Source organism: Erythrobacter ramosus (genome assembly GCF_009828055.1).
GTDB lineage: Bacteria > Pseudomonadota > Alphaproteobacteria > Sphingomonadales > Sphingomonadaceae > Erythrobacter > Erythrobacter ramosus.
The window spans coordinates 551,968-574,688 of record NZ_WTYB01000001.1; the positions used below are offsets into that span (position 1 = coordinate 551,968).

A 22,721-nucleotide genomic window follows, 5' to 3' on the forward strand; every position below is an offset into this window, starting at 1 on the left:
CAGATGAGCGCTTGCCGCGGCGAATCGGGCGTGGATAAGTGCAGCATTAAGCCCCAAGAAACCCTGTTGGAGTAGCTTGTCCTCATGACACGCCCCCGCTTTTTCGCTGCTTTCACCGGCCTTGCCGCCTCGCTTGCGGCGATTGCGAGCCCTGCTGCGGCAGGCCCGGAGGATCTTGAGGACACCTTCGCGGCGACCTTCGGCACCGAAGCGCGCCAGCCTCCAAGTTTCGAAGCGCTCTATGCCGGCAACTGGCAGCAGCGCATCGCCGAACTCGCCGATCCGGCACAGGGCCGCATCGGCGTTGCTGCTGTTGACCTGGCCACCGGCGAAGAGGTGATGGTGCTGGGCGACCAACTGTTCCCCATGGCCTCGACCAGCAAGGTCGCGATTGCGGCCACCTTCCTCGAAATGGTCGAAAAGGGGCGTTACACCCTGACCTCCGAATTTCCGCTGATGATGCCGGTCGCCTCGGCCAAGTATTCCTCGACCAAAGCGCCGGTGCGCGCGGGCCAGTACATGCCCGCGATCGACCTTATCGAGATCATGATCACCCGCTCGTCCAACCCGGCGACCGATGCGTTGCTGGCGGCGGTGGGCGGCCCGGCCGTGGTGAATGACTGGATCCGGCGGCAGGGGATCACCAACTTCTCTATCAACCGCGACATCGCCACGCTGGTGCGCGATGACGGCGAGTACAACCCCGCCGTTCACATCGACACCCGCGACGCCGCGACACCGCGCGCGATGGTGCGGCTGCTCTCCGGGCTATATCGCGGCGATTTCCTTTCCGATCAAAGCCGTCAGGTACTGCTCGCTGCGATGAGCCGCACCGTCACTGGCAAGCGCCGCATTCCGGCGCATATCCCGCTCGAAGCGCGGGTGAGCCATAAGACCGGATCGCTCAACAACACTTCAAGCGATATCGGCATCATCGAATGCCCCGATGGCCGCACGATTGCCGTGGCGATCTATGTCACCGGACAAGGTACCAAGCAGGCCCGCGAAGAACGCATCGCCGCAATTGCGCGCGCGCTGTATGATGGCTTCGCCGTCCGCGCGCAGGCCAACCCGACCCAGAATTGGGCGAACGCGCCTTACGCCACCGGCGGCTGAGCCTTCGCCGATACGGCACAGAGCAAAAAGGGGCGGCGCCGGGTGGCACCGCCCCTTTTTTCGTAGCCCGCGCCGCCTAGGCTTCGCTGGGCCGCCGAACGATTACTCGGCGGCGTCTTCGGCTTCGGCAGCGATGTTCGCGGCAGCTTCACCGATTTCGTCGGTGGTCTTCACGGCTTCGTCAGCCGCTTCGTCGGCCGCGGCATTGATGTCTTCAGCCGTCGCGTCAGCAGCGGTGGTCACGTCGGTGGCAACCTCATCGCCAGCGGCTTCGGCATCGGCGGCCATCGCGTCGACGGCTTCATCGGTTTCGGTTTCGGTGGATTCGCTGCAAGCGGCCAGGCCGAGGGCCGAAGTAGCGATGGCGGCAGCGAGGATGATCTTGCGCATGGTTTGAATTCCTTATCTCTGCGATTGCGACGCGATGCTGGGCAATGCGCGCCGAAACCGGCTTCTCTCTCGTCCGGTTCAAGGAAGAAGATAGGGCGGGAAACCCGGCTCGACAAGGTGGAATAAGGCAGCCCGCCCCAATTCCGCCGCATTCTTGCCACAATTGAGATGGCATCGGCCTTTCCCAGACCCCTACCCGCGAAGCACGGCGGGTGCTAGCAGGCGGCATGGCCGAAAAGCACCACCTCTATCTCGTCGATGGCTCGTCCTATATCTTCCGGGCCTATCACCGGTTGCCGCCGCTGACGAACCCGGAAGGCACGCCGGTCGGCGCAGTCTATGGCTACACCACGATGCTGTGGAAGCTGGCCGCTGATCTCGACGCGGCGGAAGGGCCGACGCACCTTGCCGTGATCTTGGATGCGAGCGGGGTTAGCTTCCGCAACGATCTCTATGAACATTACAAGGCCCACCGCCCCGAGCCGCCCGAGGACCTCGTCCCGCAGTTCCCCCTGATCCGCGACGCCACCCGCGCCTTCAGCTTGCCCTGCATCGAAGTGCCGGGGCTCGAGGCGGACGATCTGATCGCCACCTATGCCCGCCGCGCACAGGAACGCGGCTGGGATGTCACCATCGTCAGTTCCGACAAGGACCTGATGCAGCTGATCGGCGAGGTCGCCACCGAATTTGGCCCTGCCAAGATCGACATGCTCGACACCATGAAGAATCAGCGCATCTGGCTGGAAGAGGTCGAGGAAAAGTTCGGAGTCGGCCCAGAACTGGTCGGCGATGTGCTGGCTTTGATGGGCGATGCGGTCGACAATGTGCCGGGGATCTACGGGATCGGCCCGAAGACCGCTTCGAAGCTGATCGCCGAGCATGGCTCGCTAACAGCGGCGCTCGATTCGGCGCCCGACATGAAACCCTCCAAGCTCAAGGAACGCCTGATTGAAGGTCGTGCCGATGCGGAACTCAGCAAGGTGCTGGTGACGCTGAAAGAGGATTGCGACCTGCCGCAGCCGCTCGACGAAATGGTGCTGGGGCCGGTGCCGCCGGAACCGCTGGCGGCGTTCCTCCAAAAGCACGGCTTTACCTCGCTGCTGCGGCGGCTGGATGCCGGCGCGGGCAGCCCGTCGCGCACCACCGATCTGAACCCGCCGAAGCCGACGACCGCGGGCGCGAACGGGAGCGGGGACGGCAGCCGGCAGCCCTTGCCTGAAATGGCCCCGATCGATCACAGCGCCTATGAAACGGTGCAGACGCTCGAACGGCTGGAAGCCTGGGTGGCGCGCGCCACCGCCGCGCGGCTGGTGGCGGTCGATACCGAGACCACATCGCTCGATCCGATGCGCGCGGAACTGGTCGGCGTCAGCCTCGCGCTTGGTCCGAATGATGCGTGCTACATCCCGCTTGCGCACGGTGGCACGGATATGTTCGCGCAAAAGCCCGAGCAGGTGCCTCTGGCCGCGGCCCTCGCCGCGCTGAAACCGCTGCTGGAGGATGAGGCCGTCCTCAAGGTGTTCCAGAACGGCAAGTATGACCTTAACATTCTCGCGCGGGTGGGCATCAATGTTTCCCCCATCGACGACACGATGGTGATCAGCTTCGCGCTCGATGCCGGGCGCGGTGAGGAAGGCATGGGCGGCGGCCATGGGATGGATGAATTGTCCCAGCGCCACCTCGGCCACACCCCGATCCCTTTCAAAGAGCTATGCGGCACCGGCAAAAAGGCGATCCTGTTCGGCGAAGTCCCCTTGGACCGCGCCACCGCTTACGCCGCCGAAGATGCCGACGTCACCCTGCGGCTTTACCGCCACCTGAAACCGCGCCTTGCGGTGGAGGGCGGAAGCCGGGTGTATGAACGCGTCGACCGCCCGCTGATCCCAGTGGTCGCCGCGATGGAGCGGGAAGGCATCCGGGTCGACCGCGCACGGCTCGCTAAGCTGTCGGAGGAATTCGCGATCGAAATCGGCCGGCTGGAAGGTGAGATTCACGCACTGGCGGGTCAGGAATTCACCGTCGGCAGCCCCAAGCAACTGGGCGATATCCTGTTCGACAAGCTCGGCTTCAAGGGCGGCAAGAAAGGCAAGAGTGGGCAATATTCGACCGACGTTTCCGTGCTGGAGAAGCTCGCGGTCGAAGGCGCGCCGATTGCTCGCAAGGTGCTGGAATGGCGCCAGCTGGCGAAGCTGAAGTCGACCTATACCGATGCCTTGCAGGAGGCGATCAATCCGGCAACGGGGCGGGTGCACACCAGCTACAGCCTTGTCGGCGCGCAGACCGGGCGATTGTCCTCGACCGATCCGAACTTGCAGAACATCCCGATCCGCACCGCCATTGGTCGGCAGATCCGGGAGGCCTTCGTGCCCGAGCCCGGCAATGTGCTGCTGGCGGCGGATTACTCGCAGATCGAGCTGCGGCTCGCCGCGCATATGGCCGGGGTGGACAGCCTGAAGGACGCCTTTGCCCAAGGCGAGGACATCCACGCCCGCACCGCGCGCGAAATGTTCGGCGAAGTCACGCGCGACACCCGAGCGCGGGCGAAAACCATCAATTTCGCGATCCTTTACGGCATCAGCCGCTGGGGCTTGGCGGGCCGCCTAGAGGTGCCGCCGGAAGAGGCGCAGGCGATGATCGATACCTATTTCCAGCGCTTCCCCGGCATCCAGCGTTACATCCACGAAACGCTCGAAAGCGTGCGGGCCAAGGGCTATTCGGAGACGCTGTTCGGCCGCAAGACGTGGTTCCCGCGGATCAACTCCAAGAACCAGGCCGAGCGGCAGGGGTCAGAGCGCGCGGCGATCAACGCGCCGATTCAGGGCACCAGCGCCGATATCATCAAGCGGGCGATGGCGCGGATGCTCCCGGCGCTGGCTGACGCCGGATTGCATGACGTGCGCATGCTGCTGCAGGTTCATGACGAACTGGTGTTCGAATTGCCCGAGGGCCGGGTGGAGGCTGCGACGACCATTATCCGGCAGGTGATGGCGGACGCGGCACTGCCCGCAGTGGAGCTGACGGTGCCGCTCGGGGTCGATATCGGCACCGGCCTGTCATGGGATGCGGCGCATTAGGCTGGATTGGTGCAGCCATCAAAGTTGACAAAGTTGACAGGGTGTCAAGCGTGAATTCACGACTTATCATTTTGAATTGATTGCATTTTCTTCCCGAAATCGAAGTTGACACTTGGCATGATGCGGGGGGGGGAGTGGCACCCACCGGCGGTGCAGCCTCCGCCCCGCGTGCGGCTGGGATCGACGATGGCAAAGAGCGACCGGCTCTCCCCCTAAGCCGCGCGCGCCATGTAGGAAACACGGCGCGCGCCGGTCAATCGTGCTTCTTATCCCGCGTCGGGGTTAGCGTCTCCGGCGGGAAGAAGCCGATCGGCTGCACGGCGGCGGCGCGTTTTTTCAGCTCGCCGCGCATCTTCTTGTATTCATCCTCCATCTCGACCGTGACCGTGGCGCGTGAATCTAGCAGCGCGGCCTCGAAGTCCTGCGCCGCAACTTCGGTGACATCTCCGCCCAGGCGTCGCAGCGCGGAAAGGCCCGCGCGGCGCACCAGATCTTCGAGATCCGCGCCGGTGAAGCGCTCGGTCTTGCCTGATAGCAACGCCAGATCGACGTCCTTGGCGAGCGGCATCTTGGCGGTGTGAATGCCGAGAATATGCTCGCGCCCCGCCTTGTCCGGGGTGCCGACATAGACCAGCTCGTCGAAGCGGCCGGGCCGCAGCAACGCCGGATCGACCAGCGTCGGCCGGTTGGTCGCGCCGATCACGACCACCGATTGCAGCTCCTCCAGCCCGTCCATTTCGGCGAGGATGGTGTTGACCACTCGGCCCGTCACCTGCGGTTCGCCCTGGCCTGAGCCACGTGCGGGAACCAGCGAATCAATCTCGTCGATGAACACCACGCAGGGGGCCACCGCGCGGGCGCGGGCGAAGAGGCGGGCGATCTGCTGTTCGCTCTCACCGTACCACTTGGAGAGCAGGTCGCTCGACTTCATCGAGATGAAGTTCGCCTCAGCCTCCTTGGCGACGGCCTTGGCCAGCAAGGTCTTGCCGGTGCCGGGCGGGCCGTAGAGCAGGAACCCCTTGGCCGGGCGGATGCCAAGCCGCCGGAACGCCTCGGGGTTCTTAAGCGGGAGCTCGATCCCTTCGCGCAGCTTGTCGGTCGCCTCGCTCGCGCCGCCAATATCGTCCCAGCCGACATTGGGCACCTGCACCATCACCTCGCGCATCGCCGAAGGCTGAACCCGCTTCAACGCGCTGAGGAAGTCGTCGCGCGACACGCACAGGTCTTCGAGCACTTCGGGCGGGATTGTCCGCTCATCAAGATTGAGCCGCGGCATGATCCGGCGCACGGATTCGATCGCGGCCTCACGCGCCAGCGCGGCGATATCCGCGCCGACAAAGCCGTGGGTCACACGGGCAAGCTCATCGAGATCAACCGCGCCTTCCAGCGGCATTCCGCGGGTGTGGATGCCGAAAATCTGCCGCCGCCCGCGCTGGTCAGGCACGCCGATCACGATTTCACGGTCGAACCGGCCCGGACGGCGCAGCGCCTCGTCGATCGCGTCAGGGCGATTGGTGGCGGCGATCACCACCAGATTGGCGCGCTTCTCCAGCCCGTCCATCAGGGTGAGCAGCTGCGCGACCAGTCGCTTCTCCGCCTCGCCCGGCACCTGCGTGCGTTTGGGAGCGATGGAATCGATCTCGTCGATGAAGATGATCGCAGGCGCAGCGCGGCTGGCCTCCTCAAACACTTCGCGCAGGCGCTTTTCCGATTCGCCATAGCCCGAGCCCATGATTTCCGGGCCGTTGATGGTGAAGAACTCGGCGTCGCTTTCATTCGCAACGGCTTGCGCGAGCCGGGTCTTACCGGTGCCCGGCGGGCCGTGGAGCAGTACGCCCTTGGGCGGTTCGACGCCGAGGCGGATGAACAGTTCGGGATAGCGCAGCGGCAGTTCGACCATTTCGCGCAAGGCCCGGATGGTCTCCTCCATCCCGCCGACATCGTCATAGTTCACGACCGCGCGGCCATGGCTCGGATCTTCGAACTCGGCGCGCAGTTCGACCTCGGTATTCTCGTCGATATGGACGATGCCCTTGGGGCTGGTCGAGGCTACGGTGAGGCGGATCTGGGTCAAGGCATAGGCGGGCGCGCGCAACAATTGCCGCACGTCGGCGGGCATGTTCTGCACCGGCTGCTGCCCGGTGGTGGCAACCAGATCGCCCGCCATCAGCGGACGGCGGAAGAAGTTGCGCTTCAACGCCTGCGTCGGCCCGTGCAGCCGCATTTCGCGCTGGGCCGGGGCGAACACTACGCGGGTAGCTGGGCGTGATTCGCCGCGCACGATCTCGACATGCTCACCCGATCCGCCCTGCGCATTGCCGCGCTGCAAACCGTCAAGCCGCACCACATCCAGCGCGTCGTCCTCCGGATAGGCTGCCATCGCGATCGCGGCGGTGGTGCGCCTACCGCGGATTTCGACCACATCGCCCTCGGTAATCCCGAGCTTCTGGAAGGCCGAACGCGGCATCCGCGCGATCCCGGCTCCCGATTCTTCCTGGCGCGCTGGGGCAACCTGTAACCGCACGCTGCGGGTGGGTGTGGCGATTTCGGCGTCAGCCATGGGGCGTTCCTGTGCATGCGAAGGGATTCATTTGCGAGACCGATAGCTAGGAACGGCGGCAATCGAATGCAATCGGAGGGTTGGCCGACAGGGGCGGACGTAGGGCAGGCGGCTTCAGGCCAGCGCGCGGCGAGGCATCGCGAGCGGACAAGAAAAAAGCCCGGCGCGCCCTCGCCTGCGATCTTGTGCCGGGCAAGAAAAAAGCCCGGCACTAGGTGCCGGGCTTGAAAAGTTTGGGAGAGGATGCCTGAAAGGCAGGTTCTAAATGGCGCATCCGGCTCCATTGTGCAAGTGCGAAAGAAGCGTTTTTTATTGCAAAGAACGCAAATAACTCCCGAGAATGTGCCGGTTCGTGCGCAATCTTGCAAATTTCTGCCCAAAGTGGCGGCAGTCGCTCAAAAATTGGGCAGATTTCTGGAGTGTGACGGTATTGCGACGCAACATGAACCGCGATTCGACTTCACCCCTCAGGTGGGCGTGACAGCAGCCCGGTAACGCTCTAGTCACGGCCTCGATCCCGAGCGGAGGGATTGACCTTGCCCACGACTACAAAAGGCAGACAGGCCCGATGACCAAGCTCTATCCCGACGCCGCCAGCGCGCTCGCCGGCGTGCTGCGCGATGATATGCTGATTGCCGCAGGAGGCTTCGGCCTGTGCGGACTGCCCGAGCGGCTGCTGGATGCGATCCGCGATTCGGGCGTTAAGGGCCTCACCTTCGCCAGCAACAATGCCGGGATCGACAACGAAGGCATCGGAAAGCTGCTGCGCACGCGGCAGGTCAAGAAGATGATCAGCTCCTATGTCGGCGAGAACAAGGAGTTCGAACGACAATATCTCGCAGGCGAACTTGAGGTCGAGTTCTGCCCCCAAGGGACGCTCGCCGAACGGATGCGGGCGGGCGGCGCGGGCATCCCCGGCTTCTACACCCGTACCGGCGTCGGCACCGAAGTCGCACAGGGCAAGGAGCACAAAGACTTCACCGATCGTGACGGGGTGATGCAGACCTACATCCTCGAACACGGCATCTTCGCCGACCTCGCCATCGTCAAAGCGTGGAAGGCGGACGAGACCGGCAACCTCATCTTCCGCAAGACCGCGCGCAACTTCAACCTGCCCGCGGCGACCTGCGGCAAGATCTGCGTTGCCGAGGTCGAGGAAGTGGTGCCGGCAGGCGCGCTCGACCCCGATCAAATCCATCTGGCGGGCGTCTTCGTCAACCGGATTGTCTGCGGCGCGCCCTATGATAAGAAGATTGAGTTCCGCACCGTCCGGGAGAGGGAGGCGGCATAATGGACAAGAGGATTGTAGTCCTGCCGCTGGCGTTGTTGGCGGGGACAACATTGTCGGGCTGCGTCGCGGCGGCGATTCCGGCGCTGGCGGGGTCGGCGATGTTCGGCACGCGCGTGCTCGACAGGGATGGCAAGGTTGCGTCTGCGGTGGCCGCGGCACCCACGCCTGCTTCAGTGATCAAGCCTGTTCAGGTGCCGACGTTGCCGGTGATGACCGCGGATACGGTGACCCCCGCGCTGGCGCCCGTGCCAGTCGCAATCATACCCAAGGCTCCGCTTCCCGATCCGGCTCCCGCTTGGGTCATGCCGCCGGTGAGCGCCGCCGATCCCGATCCCGCCTGGCCCTTGACGTCCGGCCAATTAAGCTTCGCCCGCTTTGTGCGCTACGCCCAGACGTCGGCCATCGGAGCCAAGAGCGGCGCTGACCTGCCTTCGGCAATCCTCAGCGATCCGATCGCGCTTGATGGCAAGCGCCGCCGCTGCGCTGCGGACGAGCAGCAGATTGCGCTGATCGATCTCGATCCGGCGGGCGGCATCTTCGCCCCCTCAGCCACGCCCACGAAGCAGCCGGGCCTCGCGCTCGGTCTTGCAGTGCTGCGAGAAGCCGGGGTGGAAATTGCCTGGCTATCCGACCTTTCCGTTATCGAATCGGGCGCCGTACGCACAATGCTTGAACAGGCCGGGCTCGACCCGCGCGGAGAGGACATCATCTCGCTGCGCCGGAACGAAGCCGACACCAAGCAGCAACGCCGGGACAATCTTGCCGGTATCACCTGCATCATCGCCATCGCAGGGGACGAGCGTGCCGATTTCGACGACCGCTACAATTATCTGCGCAGCTCCGAATCAGGTGAAGATCTGGAGCCGATCATCGGCAACGGCTGGTTCCTGATCGAACAGCTGCCGGGCAAGTAAAGGCACAAGGACATGACCACGCTCCCCACCGGCTGGAACCGCGACCAGATGGCGGCCCGCGCCGCGCGCGAGCTGAAGGACGGCTATTACGTCAATCTCGGCATCGGCATTCCGACCTTGGTGGCCAACCACATCCCCGACGGGATGATGGTGACGTTGCAGAGCGAGAACGGGATGCTCGGCATCGGGCCCTTCCCCTATGACGATGAGGTCGATCCTGACCTCATCAACGCGGGCAAGCAGACTATCAGTGAGCTGCCGCACTCGGCCTATTTCGACAGCGCCACCAGCTTTGCGATGATCCGCGGCGGGCATATCGATCTCACCGTGCTGGGTGCGATGGAAGTCGCCGAGAACGGCGACATCGCCAACTGGATGATCCCGGGCAAGATGATCAAGGGCATGGGCGGCGCGATGGATCTGGTCGCGGGGGTCAAGAAGATCATCGTGGTGATGGACCACACGTCAAAGGACGGGACGCCCAAGTTCATTCCGGCCTGCACCCTGCCGCTGACCGGCGCAGGCGTGGTCGACATGGTGATCACCAATCTCGCGGTGTTCCAGCGCCCCGACCACAATTCGCCGTTCCGTCTGATCGAGATGGCGCCGGGCGTGACTGAGGCGGACATCGGCGCGACCACCACTGCGCATTACGTGGTCTGATGCGCCGTGGCATTGCGCTCGGGCTGTTCGCGCTGGTTCTCGTGATCGGCAGCATGCTCGCCTTCACCTCGCCCCCGCGGCTGCTTTCGCTCTATGACAGGGCGCGCGGCGGGACGGCGGGTGCGCAGCAGTTGGCCGAGGGCGTCGCTTTCGGCAGTCACGGGCAGACGCTCGATATCTGGGCGCCCGAAGGGGCTGGCGGCGCGGCGCGGCCGGTCGTGATCTTCTGGTACGGCGGCGGCTGGGCCAAGGGCGACCGCACCTCCTACGCCTTTGCCGGGAGAGCGCTGGCGCGGGCAGGGTTCCTGGTGGTGATCCCGGACTATCGCAAGGTGCCTCAGGTCCACTTCCCCGCCTTCCTTGATGACGGGGCCGAGGCGGTTGCGTGGGTCGAGGACAACATCGCGCAGTTCGGCGGCGATCCGAAACGCCTCGCCTTCATGGGCCACTCCGCCGGGGCTTACGAGGCGATCATGCTTGCGCTGGACAGCAAGCGGTTGGTGGCGGCTGGGGCCGTTCCGGCCAATGTGAAGGCGGCGGTCGGCCTGTCCGGGCCCTATGACTTCTATCCCTTCGACAGTCCGCGCTCGATCGCGGCGTTCAGTGAATGGCCGCAGCCCGAGGCGACGCAGCCGATCACTTTCGCTCGCGCCGATGCGCCGCCCTTGCTGCTGGTAACATCCGACGGTGACGAGACGGTCCGTCCCAGAAACGCCAACAACCTCGGGGCGAAGCTGCGCGAGTTGGGCGCGCAGGTGGAGGTCAAGAACTACGGCCCGCTCGATCACGAGGAGATCGTGATGGCGCTTTCGGTCCCGTTCCGCAGCAAGGGCCCGGTGCTGGCCGATAGCGTGGCCTTCCTCAAGGCACGGATGGCGGAATAGGCGATGTGGCTGGCCGAACCCCGCAACTCCAACGCGCCGCTCGCCGGCCTCAAGGTGGTGGAGCTCGCGCGGGTGCTGGCCGGGCCGTTCTGCGGACAGATCCTCGCCGACCTTGGCGCTGACGTCATCAAGGTCGAAAGCCCCGAGGGCGACGGCACGCGGCTGTGGGGGCCGCCGTGGGTGGAGCGCACCGACGCCGAGGGCCGCGTCCACCGCGAGGCCGCCTATTACCACGCCTGCAATCGCGGCAAGCGCTCGATCATCGCGGACTTCGGAGACGTCGATGACCTCGCGCGCGTGCGCGGCTTGTGCGCCGAAGCCGACGTGGTGATCGAGAACTTCAAGACCGGCAGCCTCGCCAAGTTCGAGCTCGACTACGCCAGCCTTGCCGCTGCCAATCCTGGCCTCGTCTATTGCTCGATAACCGGCTTTGGCCAGACCGGGCCGAGGGCGCATGAGGCTGGGTATGACTTCGTCGCCCAAGGCATGAGCGGGCTGATGTCGCTCACCGGCGAGCCGGAAGGGCATCCGGTCAAGATGGGCATTTCGATCAGCGACTTGGCGACCGGCGTCTGGGCTGCCAACGGCGTGCAGGCGGCGCTGTTGATGCGGGCGCGAACGGGCCCAATGCAGGGGAGGGGCCAGCAGGTCGATCTGAGCCTGCTCGATTGCTCGGTCGGGTTGCTCGCCAATCAGGCGACCTACCTGTTCACCACCGGCCACAACCCGCCCCGCATGGGCAATGCCCATGCGCAGGTTGCGCCTTACGGGGTGTTCGCGGTGAGTGACGGTCACGTGATCCTCGCCCCTGCCAATGACGGGCTGTTCCACAAGCTGATGGCGGTGCTGGAGCTGAGCCACCTTGTCACCGACCCGCGCTTTGCCGCCAATGGCGACCGGACGGCGAATGCCAAGGAGCTGGATGCCGAAATCGCGGCAGCGACGGCGGGTTGGACCAAGCAGGGCTTGCTCGATGCCTGCCATGCCGCGGGCGTGCCTGCCGGGCCGATCAACCGCTTGGACGAGGTCTTCGCCGATCCACAGATCGTCGCGCGCGGGATGCGGGTGGAGCTGGGCGGGATGGCAGGGGTGCGCAGTCCCTTCACCTTCTCGGACGCGGAACTCGCGCTCGACCGGCCCTCCCCGATCCACGGAGAGCACGGCTGACGGTGCCGCGCGGGGGCCGTGTTGGAGACACATGAGACACTGTCCAGAAGCAGAAAACCTGCCCCGCTAACCCCCTCGATTACGGACATGGGGGAAGGGCAGGCAAGACGTATCATCCGCACCAACCTGCCACCCGGCGCGGGCGTAGGAAAGCCGCGCAAACCGCCCCCTGAACGGATTGCACTTGCCTCCATCTCCGATTTCTGTATTTTCAGAAATCAAGAAAGGAGCTGCGAGTCGTGGCCGATCTGATGGACATTCCCGAGGCCCGCGCCTTCATCCTCCACTGGGGGGAGATGGGCAGCGCCTGGGGCGTGAACCGCTCGGTCGCGCAGATCCACGCGCTGCTCTATCTCAGCGACGGGCCGCTTCATGCCGAGGAAATCACCGAGGTGCTCGGCCTTGCCCGCTCCAATGTCTCGACCGGGCTGAAGGAGCTGCAATCCTACGGCATCGTTCGCCGCGTCCATATCGAGGGCGACCGGCGCGACCATTTCGTTGCTGAGACCGACCTGTGGGAGGTGCTGATGCGCCTTGCCGAGGAGCGCAAGAAGCGCGAGCTTGACCCGACCATCCGCCTGCTCGGCGAACTGTCCGACAGCATCAAGGCGCGCGGCGAAGTGCCGCCCCATGTGCGTGAGCGGATCGGGCGGATGCACGAATTCATCGGCACGCTGACCGGCTGGTATGCCGACGTGCGCCACCTGCCCAAGCCGACGCTGGTGCGGCTGATGAAGCTCGGCCGCGGCATCGCCCGCTTCCTGCCGGGTATGGGCGGCGGCGAGAAATCTTGATCTGAACCCCTGACGAAGGAGAACCCCCTCTAGGAGCACATCCACGTGAAGTAATTTCGGAACTTCCAGAAACAACAGGAGAAGAAGATGTACGATATCTATGCCTATGTCGCCTACCTGATCGTCAGCATCGGCCTGACCATCTGGGTCGCTCAGACGCTTTCGAAAAACGGCCTCGTCTTCCTCGTCGAATGCTTCGGCCATGACCGGACGCTAGCGGAATCGACCAATCACCTGCTGGTGGTAGGCTTCTACCTCGTCAATCTCGGCTGGATCCTGCTGACCCTGCGCTTCGGCGCCTCGCCCGAAGATGCGGCGGATGTGATCCGCTTCCTCTCGACCAAGATCGGCATCGTGGTGGTGGCGCTCGGCTTCATGCACTTCTTCAACATGAACGCCATCGCCAAGTTCGGCCGCAAGGTCGGCACCTGGTTCCGCGAGGAACAATGGGCGGCCGCCGCACGGCCTGCTGGCCCCGAGGCCTGATCAACCCGCCAAGGGGGCGGCCTTCGCGCCGCCCCCTCCGCTTGCGAGGAGGCTGCCATGACCAACGCTTTGATCGCCTTCGCCCGCGCTGTCGGCTGGGGGACGCTGGCGGGCGCCACGCCCTATATGGCGCTGCTGATTATCCCGATGTCGCTTGCTACATTGATGGCCGGTTATGGCAGCATTGGCGAGATTGCCAGTCTTCTGGCCTACCCGCTGATGTTGTCCGGGTCGATGGTATTGGGCGCGGCGCTGCTATGCGGCCTACCGCTGACCGCGCTGCTGTCCGTCATGGATCGAGAGAATAGCTTGGCCTATGCTGTGACAGGGCTGGCCCTTGGCGCTCTTGTGCCGCCCGCCATCATCTGGCTTCTGGCTGGCGAGGTCATGTTCGGGGAAAGCCTTTTTTTCGCCGCGCCCGGCGCCTTCGCGGGCCTCGTCACCGGCACCAGCTGGGGCCGCTGGCGCGAGGCGCCGCGCGAGGCGCAGGACGCCCTTTAGGACAAGGCCCCTGCGCCCGCGCGCCACAGCCGTTCGAACGGACCTTGGCCAATGCGGGCCACCCACCACGGCGACCACGCCAGCATCGCCGCCACCGGCACCAGCCCGAGCGCGAGGGATTGCCAGCGGGTGACCTCGCCAAACAGCCCCAGCCCCCAGCTGGCGAAGATCGCGGACAGGATCACGCTGGTCATCAGATAATTCGTCAGCGACAATCGGCCCACCATCGCCAGCCTGCGGGTTAAACCGCTATCCTTGTTCAGAAACGCCATTGCCAGCGCGGCGTAACTCAGCGCCAGAGCCATGTCGAACGGGGCCGACAGCACCAGCGCCACCGGCCCGACCAGCGGCGCGGGAAAGCCGGTTCGCACCAGCCACACCGCCAGCAGCAACAGCCCCGGCAGCGCCACCAACGCCGATAGTCCTGCGATCCGTTGCAGCCGGAACGTCCGCCATTCGCCCTTCAGCATTCCGCCCCGCCAAAGTCCCATGCCGAGCGCGATGGCTGACAGGTTGAGCGGCAGCGACGCCGCGACCGCCTTCAGCTGCGCCGGAATGCCGAGGCTGCGACGCGCGATCCGCTCCGCCAGCCCCTCACGGCCCTGTTCGAGCAGCATCGCAATCGTCGGCGCATCGCGGCCGAACTGCCGCTCGGCCCACAGCAGCGCATCATGCCCGCCCTGCCCCACGTGATATGCCACCAAAGGGGCACCCAGCGCGACCAAGCCCAGGGCAACGTGAACCAAGAGCAAGCCAAGCGCGACGTTGATCAGCGCCCGCGCCGATAACCCCGCCAGCAGCGGCAGCGCCATTCCCGCCAGCGCATAGGCGCGCAAAACATCATTGCTGGCGAGCAGGGTCGCGTGCGCGAGACCAATCGCCAGCAGCACCGCTGTGCGCGCGTAATGCGCCCGCCACGGTGCAGCGCCGCTCCGCTCAATCAGGATCAAGCACCCAGCGCCGAATAGCATCGCGAACAGCGTGCGGAACTTGTCTTCGATAAAGACGAAGCTCCCCAGCCACACCCAGTAATCCAGCGGGCTCGTCGCGCCGTAGGACAGCGGATTGTAATAGGCTGGCCCCGGCAGCGCGAAGGCGTGGACATTCATGCCCACGATCCCAATCACAGCAAGTCCCCGCAGCGCATCAAGCGCGAGGATGCGGGGTGTGGGGGTGGGCGGCGTCATAAGCACCACTCTAACGCAAGTGCAGGAACATCTAACCTACTTCCGTTCGTCCTGAGCCTGTCGAAGGACTGTCCTTTCCTTCAGCGGCCTCGAGCAGCCGACAAAAGAAGAAAGCAGCCCTTCGACAGGCTCAGGGCGAACGGTGGAAGCGGCGAAAAATCAGCCCAGCGCTGCCTTCAGATCTGCAACCAGATCGAGCCGCTCCCACGGGAAGAAGTCGCCCTCTGCCGCGCGGCCGAAATGGCCATAGGCGGCGGTCGGCTGGTAGATCGGCTTGTTGAGGCCAAGGTGCGTGCGGATGCTGCGCGGGGTCAGGCCGCCGAGCTTGGCAATGCCGAGGATCGCCTGTTCGATTTTGTCGTCGCCCACCGTGCCGGTGTCATGCGTGTCGACATAGAGCGACAGCGGCTTCGACACGCCGATCGCATAGGCAATCTGGATGGTGCAGCGCGTGGCAAGACCTGCCGCCACCACGTTCTTGGCAAGATAGCGGGTGATGTAGGCCGCCGACCGGTCAACCTTGGTCGGGTCCTTGCCGCTGAAGGCACCGCCGCCATGCGGAGCCGCGCCGCCATAGGTGTCGACGATGATCTTGCGGCCGGTCAGCCCGGCGTCGCCATCCGGCCCGCCGATTTCGAACGTGCCGGTCGGGTTGATGAAGTATTCGGTCTCACGCAGGAGAACCGGCGGGATCACGTCGGCGATCACCTTCTTCACATAGGCTTCAAGCTCGGCCTGCTTGGCCGGATTGTTCTCGTCATAGCCCGGCTTGTGCTGGGTCGAGACGACGACGGCGGTCGCGGCCACCGGCAGCGAACCCTCGTATCGCAGCGTCACCTGGCTCTTGGCATCAGGCTCGAGGAAGGGTGCCGCGCCCGAGTGGCGATCAGCCGCCATGCGCTCGAGGATCTTGTGGCTGTAATAGAGCGTGGCGGGCATCAGACCGGGGGTTTCGTCGGTGGCATAACCGAACATGATCCCCTGATCACCCGCGCCTTCATCCTTGTTCTCGCCGGCGTCCACACCCTGCGCGATGTGCGCCGACTGGCCGTGCAGGCGGTTGATGAATTCGAACTTTTCCCAGTGGAAGCCGTCCTGCTCGTAACCGATGCGCTTCACGGTGGCGCGCACCGTGGCTTCGATTTCTTCCTGAGCGCCGGGCGCCCATTCATTGTTCTCGAACACGCCCTTGCAGCGGATTTCACCGGCGAGGACTACCAGCTGGGTGGTGGTCAGCGTTTCGCAGGCGATGCGCGCTTCGGGGTCTTTCGACAGGAACAGGTCGACGATCGCGTCCGAAATCTGGTCGGCAACCTTGTCGGGGTGGCCTTCGGACACGCTTTCCGAGGTGAAGAGATAGTCGTTGCGCATGAATACTCCGGGGGCTGGAGAGTGCGGATCAGGGTGGGCGCGAAGGTTGTCTTATAGAGATATAAGGAAACCTTTATGTCCCGCTTTCTTACTGACCGCCCTAGCCGCGCACGCGGGTGAGCGCAAGCACTCTCGGCAGTCCCAGGCCCAGTGCGATGAACAGCGCCGCCCAGGCAAGCGTCAGGGCGTGGCCCCACTGGCCGAACAGCGTCGGCGCGTTGGCCTTGGGGATGAAGCCTTCCAGCTTGTCGGCCTTGCCCGTGGCGATATGCCCGCGCACCACGCCGTCCGCGTCGATCACCGCGCTGATGCCGGTGGTGGTCGAGCGTAGCACCGGCAGGCCCTCCTCGGCCGCGCGCATCCGCGCCTGCGCGAGGTGCTGCGGCGGCCCCCACCAGCCGAACCAGCCGTCATTGGAAGGGTTGAAGATATAGTCCGGGCGATTCGCCTTGTCCGCCACCGCGCCCGAGAACACGATCTCGTAACAGATCATCACCCCCGCCTTGCCGTGCACACCCAGATCGAGCGTGCGCGGGCCGGGGCCGGGCAGGTAGTCGATGCTGCCAGCGACCAGTCGTGACAGGCCGAGCGGTTCAAGGATCGGCCGCAGCGGCAGATATTCGCCGTAAGGGACCAGATGCGCCTTGTCGTAACCGCCGACGATCTGCCCTTCACCGTTCAGCGCCATCACCGAATTGCGCGCGCTGACGGCGCCGGGGACGTTGCCGGGACGCGGCGCGATATTGAGGTTCACCACGCCGGTCAGCAGCGTCGATTGCGGGCCGATCACCGTGCCGATGCGCCGCCGCGCCAGCTTGGGATCACCGCCAGCGGTCATCTGGAGATAATAGCGGTCAGGATAGCCGTCCTCGAGATAGTCCGGCAGCGCGCTTTCCGGCCACAGCACCAGCCGCGATTGATCGCGCGACGGGGTGGTGAGGCGGGCGATGCGGACAAATTGCTCGTCGAACTTCGACCCGTCGTTGATTTCGGATTGCGGGATATAGGGCTGGACGAGGGTGTAGCGGACACCCTTTTTGGTCGGCTCGTCAGCGGGATGGGGCGCCAGCATCAGCCCCGTCAGCACCAGCACCAGACCTGCCGCATTGACCCACCGGCGTGCGGTGAGCACGGCCAGCAGCAAAGCCGCCGCCAGCACTGTGAGGCCGGACAGGGCATAGGTGCCCATGAACGGCAGCACCCTTGCAAGGCCCGGCGTATCCCACCCGCCCAACAGCATCAGCCCCACAGGCGGCCACGGATAGCCGGTGAACACCCAGCCGCGCAGCCATTCGGTGACGATCCACGCACCTGCCAGCACCAGCCCGAAGGCCCATAGCGGGCGCTTCTTCGCCAGCCCATGCGCGGCGAGCGCCGCCAGCGCGGGATACCATGCGAGGTAGATGCACAGCAGCGGCACCGCCAGCCAGCCGAGGAACTCGGGCATCTTGGCCTGATGGGTAAAGGCGGTCGCGATCCAGTTGTTGGCGAGCGTCAGATGCGCCCAGCCGAAACACCATCCGATCCACAACGCCGCGCGCTTGGTGGGCGCGGCGTGAACGAGCCACACGAACCCTGCCAGCGCGGCGAGGCCCAGCGGCCACAGATGCAGCGGCGGGTAGGCGCAGGCCCCGATCAGCCCGAAGGCAAGGGCGGCAAGCGCCGGACGGCGCTGCATCAGCGCCGCAACCGCAGCCAGCCGCTCCATCATCGCAGCCTATTCGACCGTTTCGAGCGCGCCGCCGGTTTCGCCCGAGCCGCCATCGTCCCCACGGATCGAGGGCGGGAGGATCGACGAATCGATCACAGCGCGATCATCATCAGCCACCTTGCGCGGGCGACGCGCACGGACGGGCTTTTCGGCGCGGGGTTCAACGGGCTTCTCGGCCCGCGGCGCTTCGGCCCGCTCAGGGCGGCTTTCGCTGCGTTCGGGGCGCTCGGTCCGTTCGGGACGGGCGGCACGCGGCGCGCGGTCGCTGCGGTCCTGACGGTTGTCGTCACGTCCACCTTCTCGGGCACCCTCTCTGGGCTTACGCGGCTGGCGACGCGCATTCGGCTGACGGTCGCCGCGATCATCATTGCGGTCATCGTTGCGCCCGTCATCGCGCCCGTTGTCGCGGTCATCGTTCAGGAAGCTCTCGCCTTCCTGACCGGGCTCGCCCTCGTCCATGTCAGAGCGGGGGGCATTGTCCAGCTGTTCGTAGCGCGAGCGGGTCGGCTGTTCGTTGCGACGGCCGGAGCCGAAATCGATATCGTCATCGCCGTATTCTTCGGCCTGATCGCGCTCGTCATTGCGGCGAGGGCCGCCGCGCTGCTCGTCCACGCGGGCCTTGTTGTCGGCGATCACGCGGAAATAGTGATCCGCGAACTGGAGATAGTACTCCATCTGCACGCGGTCGCCATTGTGGTGGGCGTCCTGCGCGAGCTTCTTGTACTTATCGAGCATCTGCGGGGCATTGCCGCGCGCCCGGCTGTCAATCCGGTTGAGCTGGGCACCATTGCCGCTCTGATTACGGTTACCGCGCCCACGACGACGGTTATTCCGGTTATTATTGTTGTTATTATTCAAGGAAGTAGTTCCTTATCAGTGACCCGGTGCAAAAAAATGCCTGCACGCGCGGTCAACAGACCCCTTGTCCCTGCGCCTTACGTCAGGCCCTGACATTGTGTCAGGCCGGGCGTGCTGCGCGCTCCGCGCTGCCGCAGTCGGGGACACGCCCTGACGGCCGAATCAGCTGAGTTTAGGAGCTTGGCTCAGCGATTTGCGCCCTTCGCAGATCATCTGGCCTCCCGGGGACGTAGCGATGCCGAAGCGGTTTGCCAAGCCCTGCCTTGCTTTTCTGTCAGATGAGAATCAGCGCACGGGGCCGGCCGGCAAGGTCGCGGCGCAGCGCCGTCGCAAAGCCCGATGCCGCCGCCAGCGCACCGACAGCCTCGGCCTGATTCGCCCCGATCTCGAGGATCGCGATGCCATCCGGGTTCAGCAGCGCGCGCAATTGCGGGATCAGGACGCGGTAATCGTCCAGCCCCTCCGGCCCGGCGAACAGCGCGCTGGCAGGCTCATGCTCGCGCACCTGCGGCTCAAGCTGCGCGTCCGCCTCGACATAGGGCGGGTTGCACAGGACGAGGTCGAAGGTGCCCAGATCGTCCGCCCAGCCGGGCGTGTGCCAGTTGCGATGATGCCATGTGCTGCAATGCGCCAGACCCAGCGCGGCAGCATTGCCTGTCGCCACTGCCAGCGCGTCTTCAGAGGCGTCAATGCCGACCCCCTCCCAGCCTTCGCGGTTCGCCAGCATAGCGAGCAGCAGCGCGCCTGAGCCTGTGCCAAGGTCCACCACCCGGCCCTGTTCGCCCCCGTGTTCGCAAACGTGTTCGAGCGCCGCTTCGATCAGCGTCTCACTGTCACCGCGCGGGATCAGCGTCGCGGGGGTGGCGGCCAGCGTGAGGCCGTAGAACTCGGCGGTGCCGGTGATGTAGGCGACCGGTTCGTGCCCCGCGCGGCGTTCGATCAGCGCCGCGAAGCCTTCCGGCGCGGGCTCACGCATGGCCCTAAGCAGCATATCCGAGCGGGTGAGGCCGAGCGCGTGGGCCATCAGCAATTCGGCATCGAGCCGGGCGGTATCGCTTATGGGGGCCAGGCGTGTCGCGGCGGTGCGGATGGCGTCGCCCACCACCACATCCGTTCGCCCTGAGCTTGTCGAAGGGACGTCCTTCACTTTGGCCTCGCACGCAAAAAAGAAGAGCGGTGCTTCGACAAGCTCAGCACGAACGGAGTCTATGCGAGGTTTGGGTCTATTCCGCCAGCGCCGCCAGGCGCTTGCCCTCATCCTCGGCGATTAGCGCGTCGATCATTTCGCCAAGCCCAGCCCCGGCGAGCACTTCCTCCAGCTTGTGCAGCGTCAGCCCGATGCGGTGATCGGTGACGCGGCCTTGGGGGAAGTTATAGGTGCGGATGCGCTCCGAGCGGTCGCCAGAACCGACCATCGCCTTGCGCGCTTCGGCCTCGGCGCCCTGGGTGGCTTCGCGCTGGGCATCGTAGAGCCGCGTGCGCAGCACCTGCATCGCCTTTTCCTTGTTCTTGTGCTGGCTCCGGCCGTCCTGACAGGTGACGACCGTGCCAGTCGGCAGGTGAGTGATGCGCACCGCCGAATCGGTGGTGTTGACGTGCTGACCGCCTGCACCTGACGCGCGGTAGACATCAATCTTGAGGTCTTTCTCCTCGATCGAGACATCCACCTCGTCCGGCTCGGGCAGCACCGCCACGGTCGCGGCCGAGGTGTGGATGCGCCCGCCGCTTTCGGTCACGGGGACGCGCTGGACGCGGTGGACGCCGCTTTCGAACTTCAGTTTGGCGAACACGCCGGTGCCGGTGACGTTGGCGATCACTTCCTTGAAGCCGCCGATATCCGAGGCATTGATGCTGACCGCTTCGACCTTCCACCCCTGTTCGGCGGCGTAGCGTTCGTACATCCGGTAGAGATCAGCCGCGAACAGCGCGGCTTCATCGCCCCCCGTCCCGGCGCGGATTTCGAGCATCGCGGGCTTGGCGTCGGCGCTGTCACGCGGCAGCAGCGCAATGGCGAGGCGGCGTTCCAGATCGGGCAGCGTGGCCTTGATCTGAGCGAGTTCCTCTTCGGCCATGGCCTTCATCTCAGGGTCGGCGAGCATTTCGGCCAGCCCCGCCATCTCCTCGCGCGCCGATTTCACCTCGGCGGCGATCTTGGCGACGGGTTCGAGTTCCGCATAGTCGCGTGAGGCGCGCACGAAGGCCTCACCTTCCAGCGTGCCCGAGGCCATGCGCGCTTCCAGCTCCGCAAAGCGGTGCGCGATCTGGTCAAGGCGTTCGGGGGGGATTTGCATTGCTGTTTTCTTACTCACCGTCCCGGCCACCGAGCCGGGACCCCGCTTCTATTGGAGCGGCGGAAAAAGGAAAGCGGGGCCCCGGGTCAAGCCCGGGGCGGGGGCTAATTCTGGTGGAGGACGCCAGACCCGTAGATCAAATCTGCAATCTTGTTGACGAGGTCTTCCTCGCTGCTTCGCACAGGTGCCGAATTGACGCCCTCACCACCGAGGCTGAGAATTGCACGGGGGTTGGCCTTAGATGCTTTGTCAAACCGCTTTCGAGGGGAACCCGAGGCGATCATTTCTGCGCTGTAGCCGTTGCTTCGCAGTGTCCTAAGGACGGCGAAGGCCTTTGTGAGAACTGCGTCGTCCTCGACAACGACGATCACATCAGCCTTGGCCTCCTCCCGCGCCCCCACCAACATCGCCAGCCGCTCGATCCCCGCAGCCCAGCCGACCGCAGGCGTGGCTGCGCCGCCGAGCGACTCCATCAGCCCGTCATAGCGCCCGCCCGCCAGAACCGTACTCTGGCTCCCCAAAGCCGCAGCCGATACGCCGCCCTCGTCGGGAATAAATTCGAACGCAGTGTGGCGGTAGTAATCAAGCCCGCGCACAAGGCCTTCCGCGCGCACCCACTTCACGCCCGCCGCATCCAGCCCGCTGGTCACGGCAGCAAAAAACGCGCTCGCCTCTTCCGACAAAAAGGCGTCGATCTTCGGCGCATCGGGCAGGAACGCCTTGTCGCGGGGGTCCTTGGAATCGAGGATTCGCAGCGGGTTCTTCTCCAGCCGCTCCTGCGATTCCTCGGACAGCTGATCCTTCACCGCGCGGAAATAGTCGATCAACGCCGCCCGCCATGCCTCGCGACTTGCACCATCACCCAAAGTGTTGAGGTGCAGCGTCACATCATGGATCCCCAGCTCCTTCAACAGCTGATCCGCCATCGCCAGCAGCTCGACATCGGCCTGCGGCTCGGCAGCGCCGATCACCTCGGCGTCGATCTGGTGGAACTGGCGGTAGCGGCCTTTCTGCGGGCGCTCGTAACGGAACAGCGGGCCGTGGGTCGCCACCTTCAGGGGCGCATATTGCTGCCAGCCGTTTGTCAGGAAAGCGCGCGCGATGCCGGCGGTGAATTCAGGGCGCAGGGTCAGCGATTCGCCGCCGCGGTCGTCGAAGGAATACATCTCTTTCGATACAACATCGGTCGTCTCGCCCAGCGAGCGGGCGAAGACCTCGGTCTTTTCGAACACCGGCATTTCCACCCGCCGGAACCGATACAGCCGCCGCACGCGCTCGAACGTCTCGACCACGAAGGCGAAAGCCTCGGCATCGGCGCCGAAGATGTCCTGGGTACCTCTGATGGCGTTGGGGGTTTTGGCGGAGGTTTTTGTGCTCATAGGGCTGCGCGATTAGGCTTACGCAGGCTCTTTCGCAATCCTGCGGCACGCATTAAAGGCCCGCGCGTTACCTCTCTCATTCGC

At 65.0% G+C, this 22,721-nt stretch carries 19 protein-coding genes; 10 read left to right on the forward strand and 9 right to left on the reverse strand.

The window, feature by feature from the left end; translation table 11 throughout:
• The first annotated feature begins 84 nt into the window (after positions 1–84).
• On the forward strand, positions 85–1,116 hold the full coding sequence (locus GRI59_RS02845; protein WP_160759678.1) for a serine hydrolase: 1,032 nt from the start codon (positions 85–87) through the stop codon (positions 1,114–1,116).
• A gap of 102 nt (positions 1,117–1,218) precedes the next feature.
• Here GRI59_RS02845 and GRI59_RS02850 read toward each other — a convergent pair whose 3' ends face one another.
• The gene (locus GRI59_RS02850) at positions 1,219–1,506 is read right to left on the reverse strand and encodes a hypothetical protein (protein WP_160759679.1); all 288 of its coding nucleotides are present in this window, start codon (positions 1,504–1,506) and stop codon (positions 1,219–1,221) included.
• A 227-nt stretch (positions 1,507–1,733) separates the two neighbouring features.
• On the opposite strand from GRI59_RS02850, the gene polA reads away from it, so the two are divergent.
• A complete protein-coding gene (gene polA / locus GRI59_RS02855) occupies positions 1,734–4,580 on the forward strand; it encodes a DNA polymerase I (protein WP_160759680.1) in 2,847 nt (948 codons plus the stop codon).
• A 253-nt stretch (positions 4,581–4,833) separates the two neighbouring features.
• Here polA and GRI59_RS02860 read toward each other — a convergent pair whose 3' ends face one another.
• Complete coding sequence (locus tag GRI59_RS02860; RefSeq protein WP_160759681.1) at positions 4,834–7,140, reverse strand: CDC48 family AAA ATPase; 2,307 nt, start codon at positions 7,138–7,140, stop codon at positions 4,834–4,836.
• Between the two features lie 568 nt (positions 7,141–7,708).
• On the opposite strand from GRI59_RS02860, the gene GRI59_RS02865 reads away from it, so the two are divergent.
• The 8 genes from GRI59_RS02865 (at position 7,709) to GRI59_RS02900 (ending at position 13,840) form a co-directional block, all read left to right on the forward strand.
• A complete protein-coding gene (locus GRI59_RS02865; protein ID WP_160759682.1) occupies positions 7,709–8,431 on the forward strand; it encodes a CoA transferase subunit A in 723 nt (240 codons plus the stop codon).
• On the forward strand, positions 8,431–9,345 hold the full coding sequence (locus GRI59_RS02870) for a hypothetical protein (protein ID WP_160759683.1): 915 nt from the start codon (positions 8,431–8,433) through the stop codon (positions 9,343–9,345). The genes GRI59_RS02865 and GRI59_RS02870 overlap by 1 nt, the downstream gene beginning before the upstream one ends.
• Positions 9,346–9,357: 12 nt before the next feature.
• Complete coding sequence (locus GRI59_RS02875; protein WP_160759684.1) at positions 9,358–10,008, forward strand: 3-oxoacid CoA-transferase subunit B; 651 nt, start codon at positions 9,358–9,360, stop codon at positions 10,006–10,008.
• Positions 10,008–10,892: an alpha/beta hydrolase gene (locus tag GRI59_RS02880; RefSeq protein ID WP_160759685.1), complete on the forward strand. Its 885-nt coding sequence runs from the start codon at positions 10,008–10,010 to the stop codon at positions 10,890–10,892. The genes GRI59_RS02875 and GRI59_RS02880 overlap by 1 nt, the downstream gene beginning before the upstream one ends.
• Positions 10,893–10,895: 3 nt before the next feature.
• On the forward strand, positions 10,896–12,059 hold the full coding sequence (locus tag GRI59_RS02885; protein ID WP_160759686.1) for a CaiB/BaiF CoA transferase family protein: 1,164 nt from the start codon (positions 10,896–10,898) through the stop codon (positions 12,057–12,059).
• A 239-nt stretch (positions 12,060–12,298) separates the two neighbouring features.
• Entirely contained in the window at positions 12,299–12,853 is a 555-nt protein-coding gene (locus GRI59_RS02890) for a GbsR/MarR family transcriptional regulator (protein ID WP_337190220.1), read from the forward strand.
• Positions 12,854–12,940: 87 nt separating this feature from the next.
• The gene (locus GRI59_RS02895) at positions 12,941–13,339 is read left to right on the forward strand and encodes a hypothetical protein (RefSeq protein ID WP_160759687.1); all 399 of its coding nucleotides are present in this window, start codon (positions 12,941–12,943) and stop codon (positions 13,337–13,339) included.
• Between the two features lie 57 nt (positions 13,340–13,396).
• Complete coding sequence (locus GRI59_RS02900; protein WP_160759688.1) at positions 13,397–13,840, forward strand: hypothetical protein; 444 nt, start codon at positions 13,397–13,399, stop codon at positions 13,838–13,840.
• Here GRI59_RS02900 and GRI59_RS02905 read toward each other — a convergent pair.
• The 7 genes from GRI59_RS02905 to hisS all read right to left on the reverse strand — a co-directional run bounded on the left by GRI59_RS02905 (position 13,837) and on the right by hisS (position 22,637).
• On the reverse strand, positions 13,837–15,027 hold the full coding sequence (locus GRI59_RS02905; protein ID WP_160759689.1) for a DUF418 domain-containing protein: 1,191 nt from the start codon (positions 15,025–15,027) through the stop codon (positions 13,837–13,839). The genes GRI59_RS02900 and GRI59_RS02905 overlap by 4 nt on opposite strands.
• 159 nt (positions 15,028–15,186) lie before the next feature.
• Complete coding sequence (gene metK, locus GRI59_RS02910; protein WP_160759690.1) at positions 15,187–16,398, reverse strand: methionine adenosyltransferase; 1,212 nt, start codon at positions 16,396–16,398, stop codon at positions 15,187–15,189.
• Positions 16,399–16,498: 100 nt separating this feature from the next.
• Entirely contained in the window at positions 16,499–18,109 is a 1,611-nt protein-coding gene (gene lnt / locus GRI59_RS02915) for an apolipoprotein N-acyltransferase (RefSeq protein ID WP_160759691.1), read from the reverse strand.
• Positions 18,110–18,115: 6 nt separating this feature from the next.
• Positions 18,116–18,967 (reverse strand): DUF4167 domain-containing protein, encoded by an 852-nt coding sequence (locus GRI59_RS02920; protein ID WP_160759692.1) that lies wholly within the window; start codon positions 18,965–18,967, stop codon positions 18,116–18,118.
• Between the two features lie 274 nt (positions 18,968–19,241).
• Positions 19,242–20,075, reverse strand: a complete 834-nt coding sequence (gene prmC, locus GRI59_RS02925; RefSeq protein ID WP_160759693.1) for a peptide chain release factor N(5)-glutamine methyltransferase — start codon at positions 20,073–20,075, stop codon at positions 19,242–19,244.
• A gap of 115 nt (positions 20,076–20,190) precedes the next feature.
• Positions 20,191–21,258, reverse strand: coding sequence for a peptide chain release factor 1 (gene prfA / locus GRI59_RS02930; protein WP_160759694.1), 1,068 nt, complete (start codon positions 21,256–21,258; stop codon positions 20,191–20,193).
• Between the two features lie 104 nt (positions 21,259–21,362).
• Positions 21,363–22,637: a histidine--tRNA ligase gene (gene hisS / locus GRI59_RS02935; protein WP_160759695.1), complete on the reverse strand. Its 1,275-nt coding sequence runs from the start codon at positions 22,635–22,637 to the stop codon at positions 21,363–21,365.
• Positions 22,638–22,721: the final 84 nt, after the last annotated feature.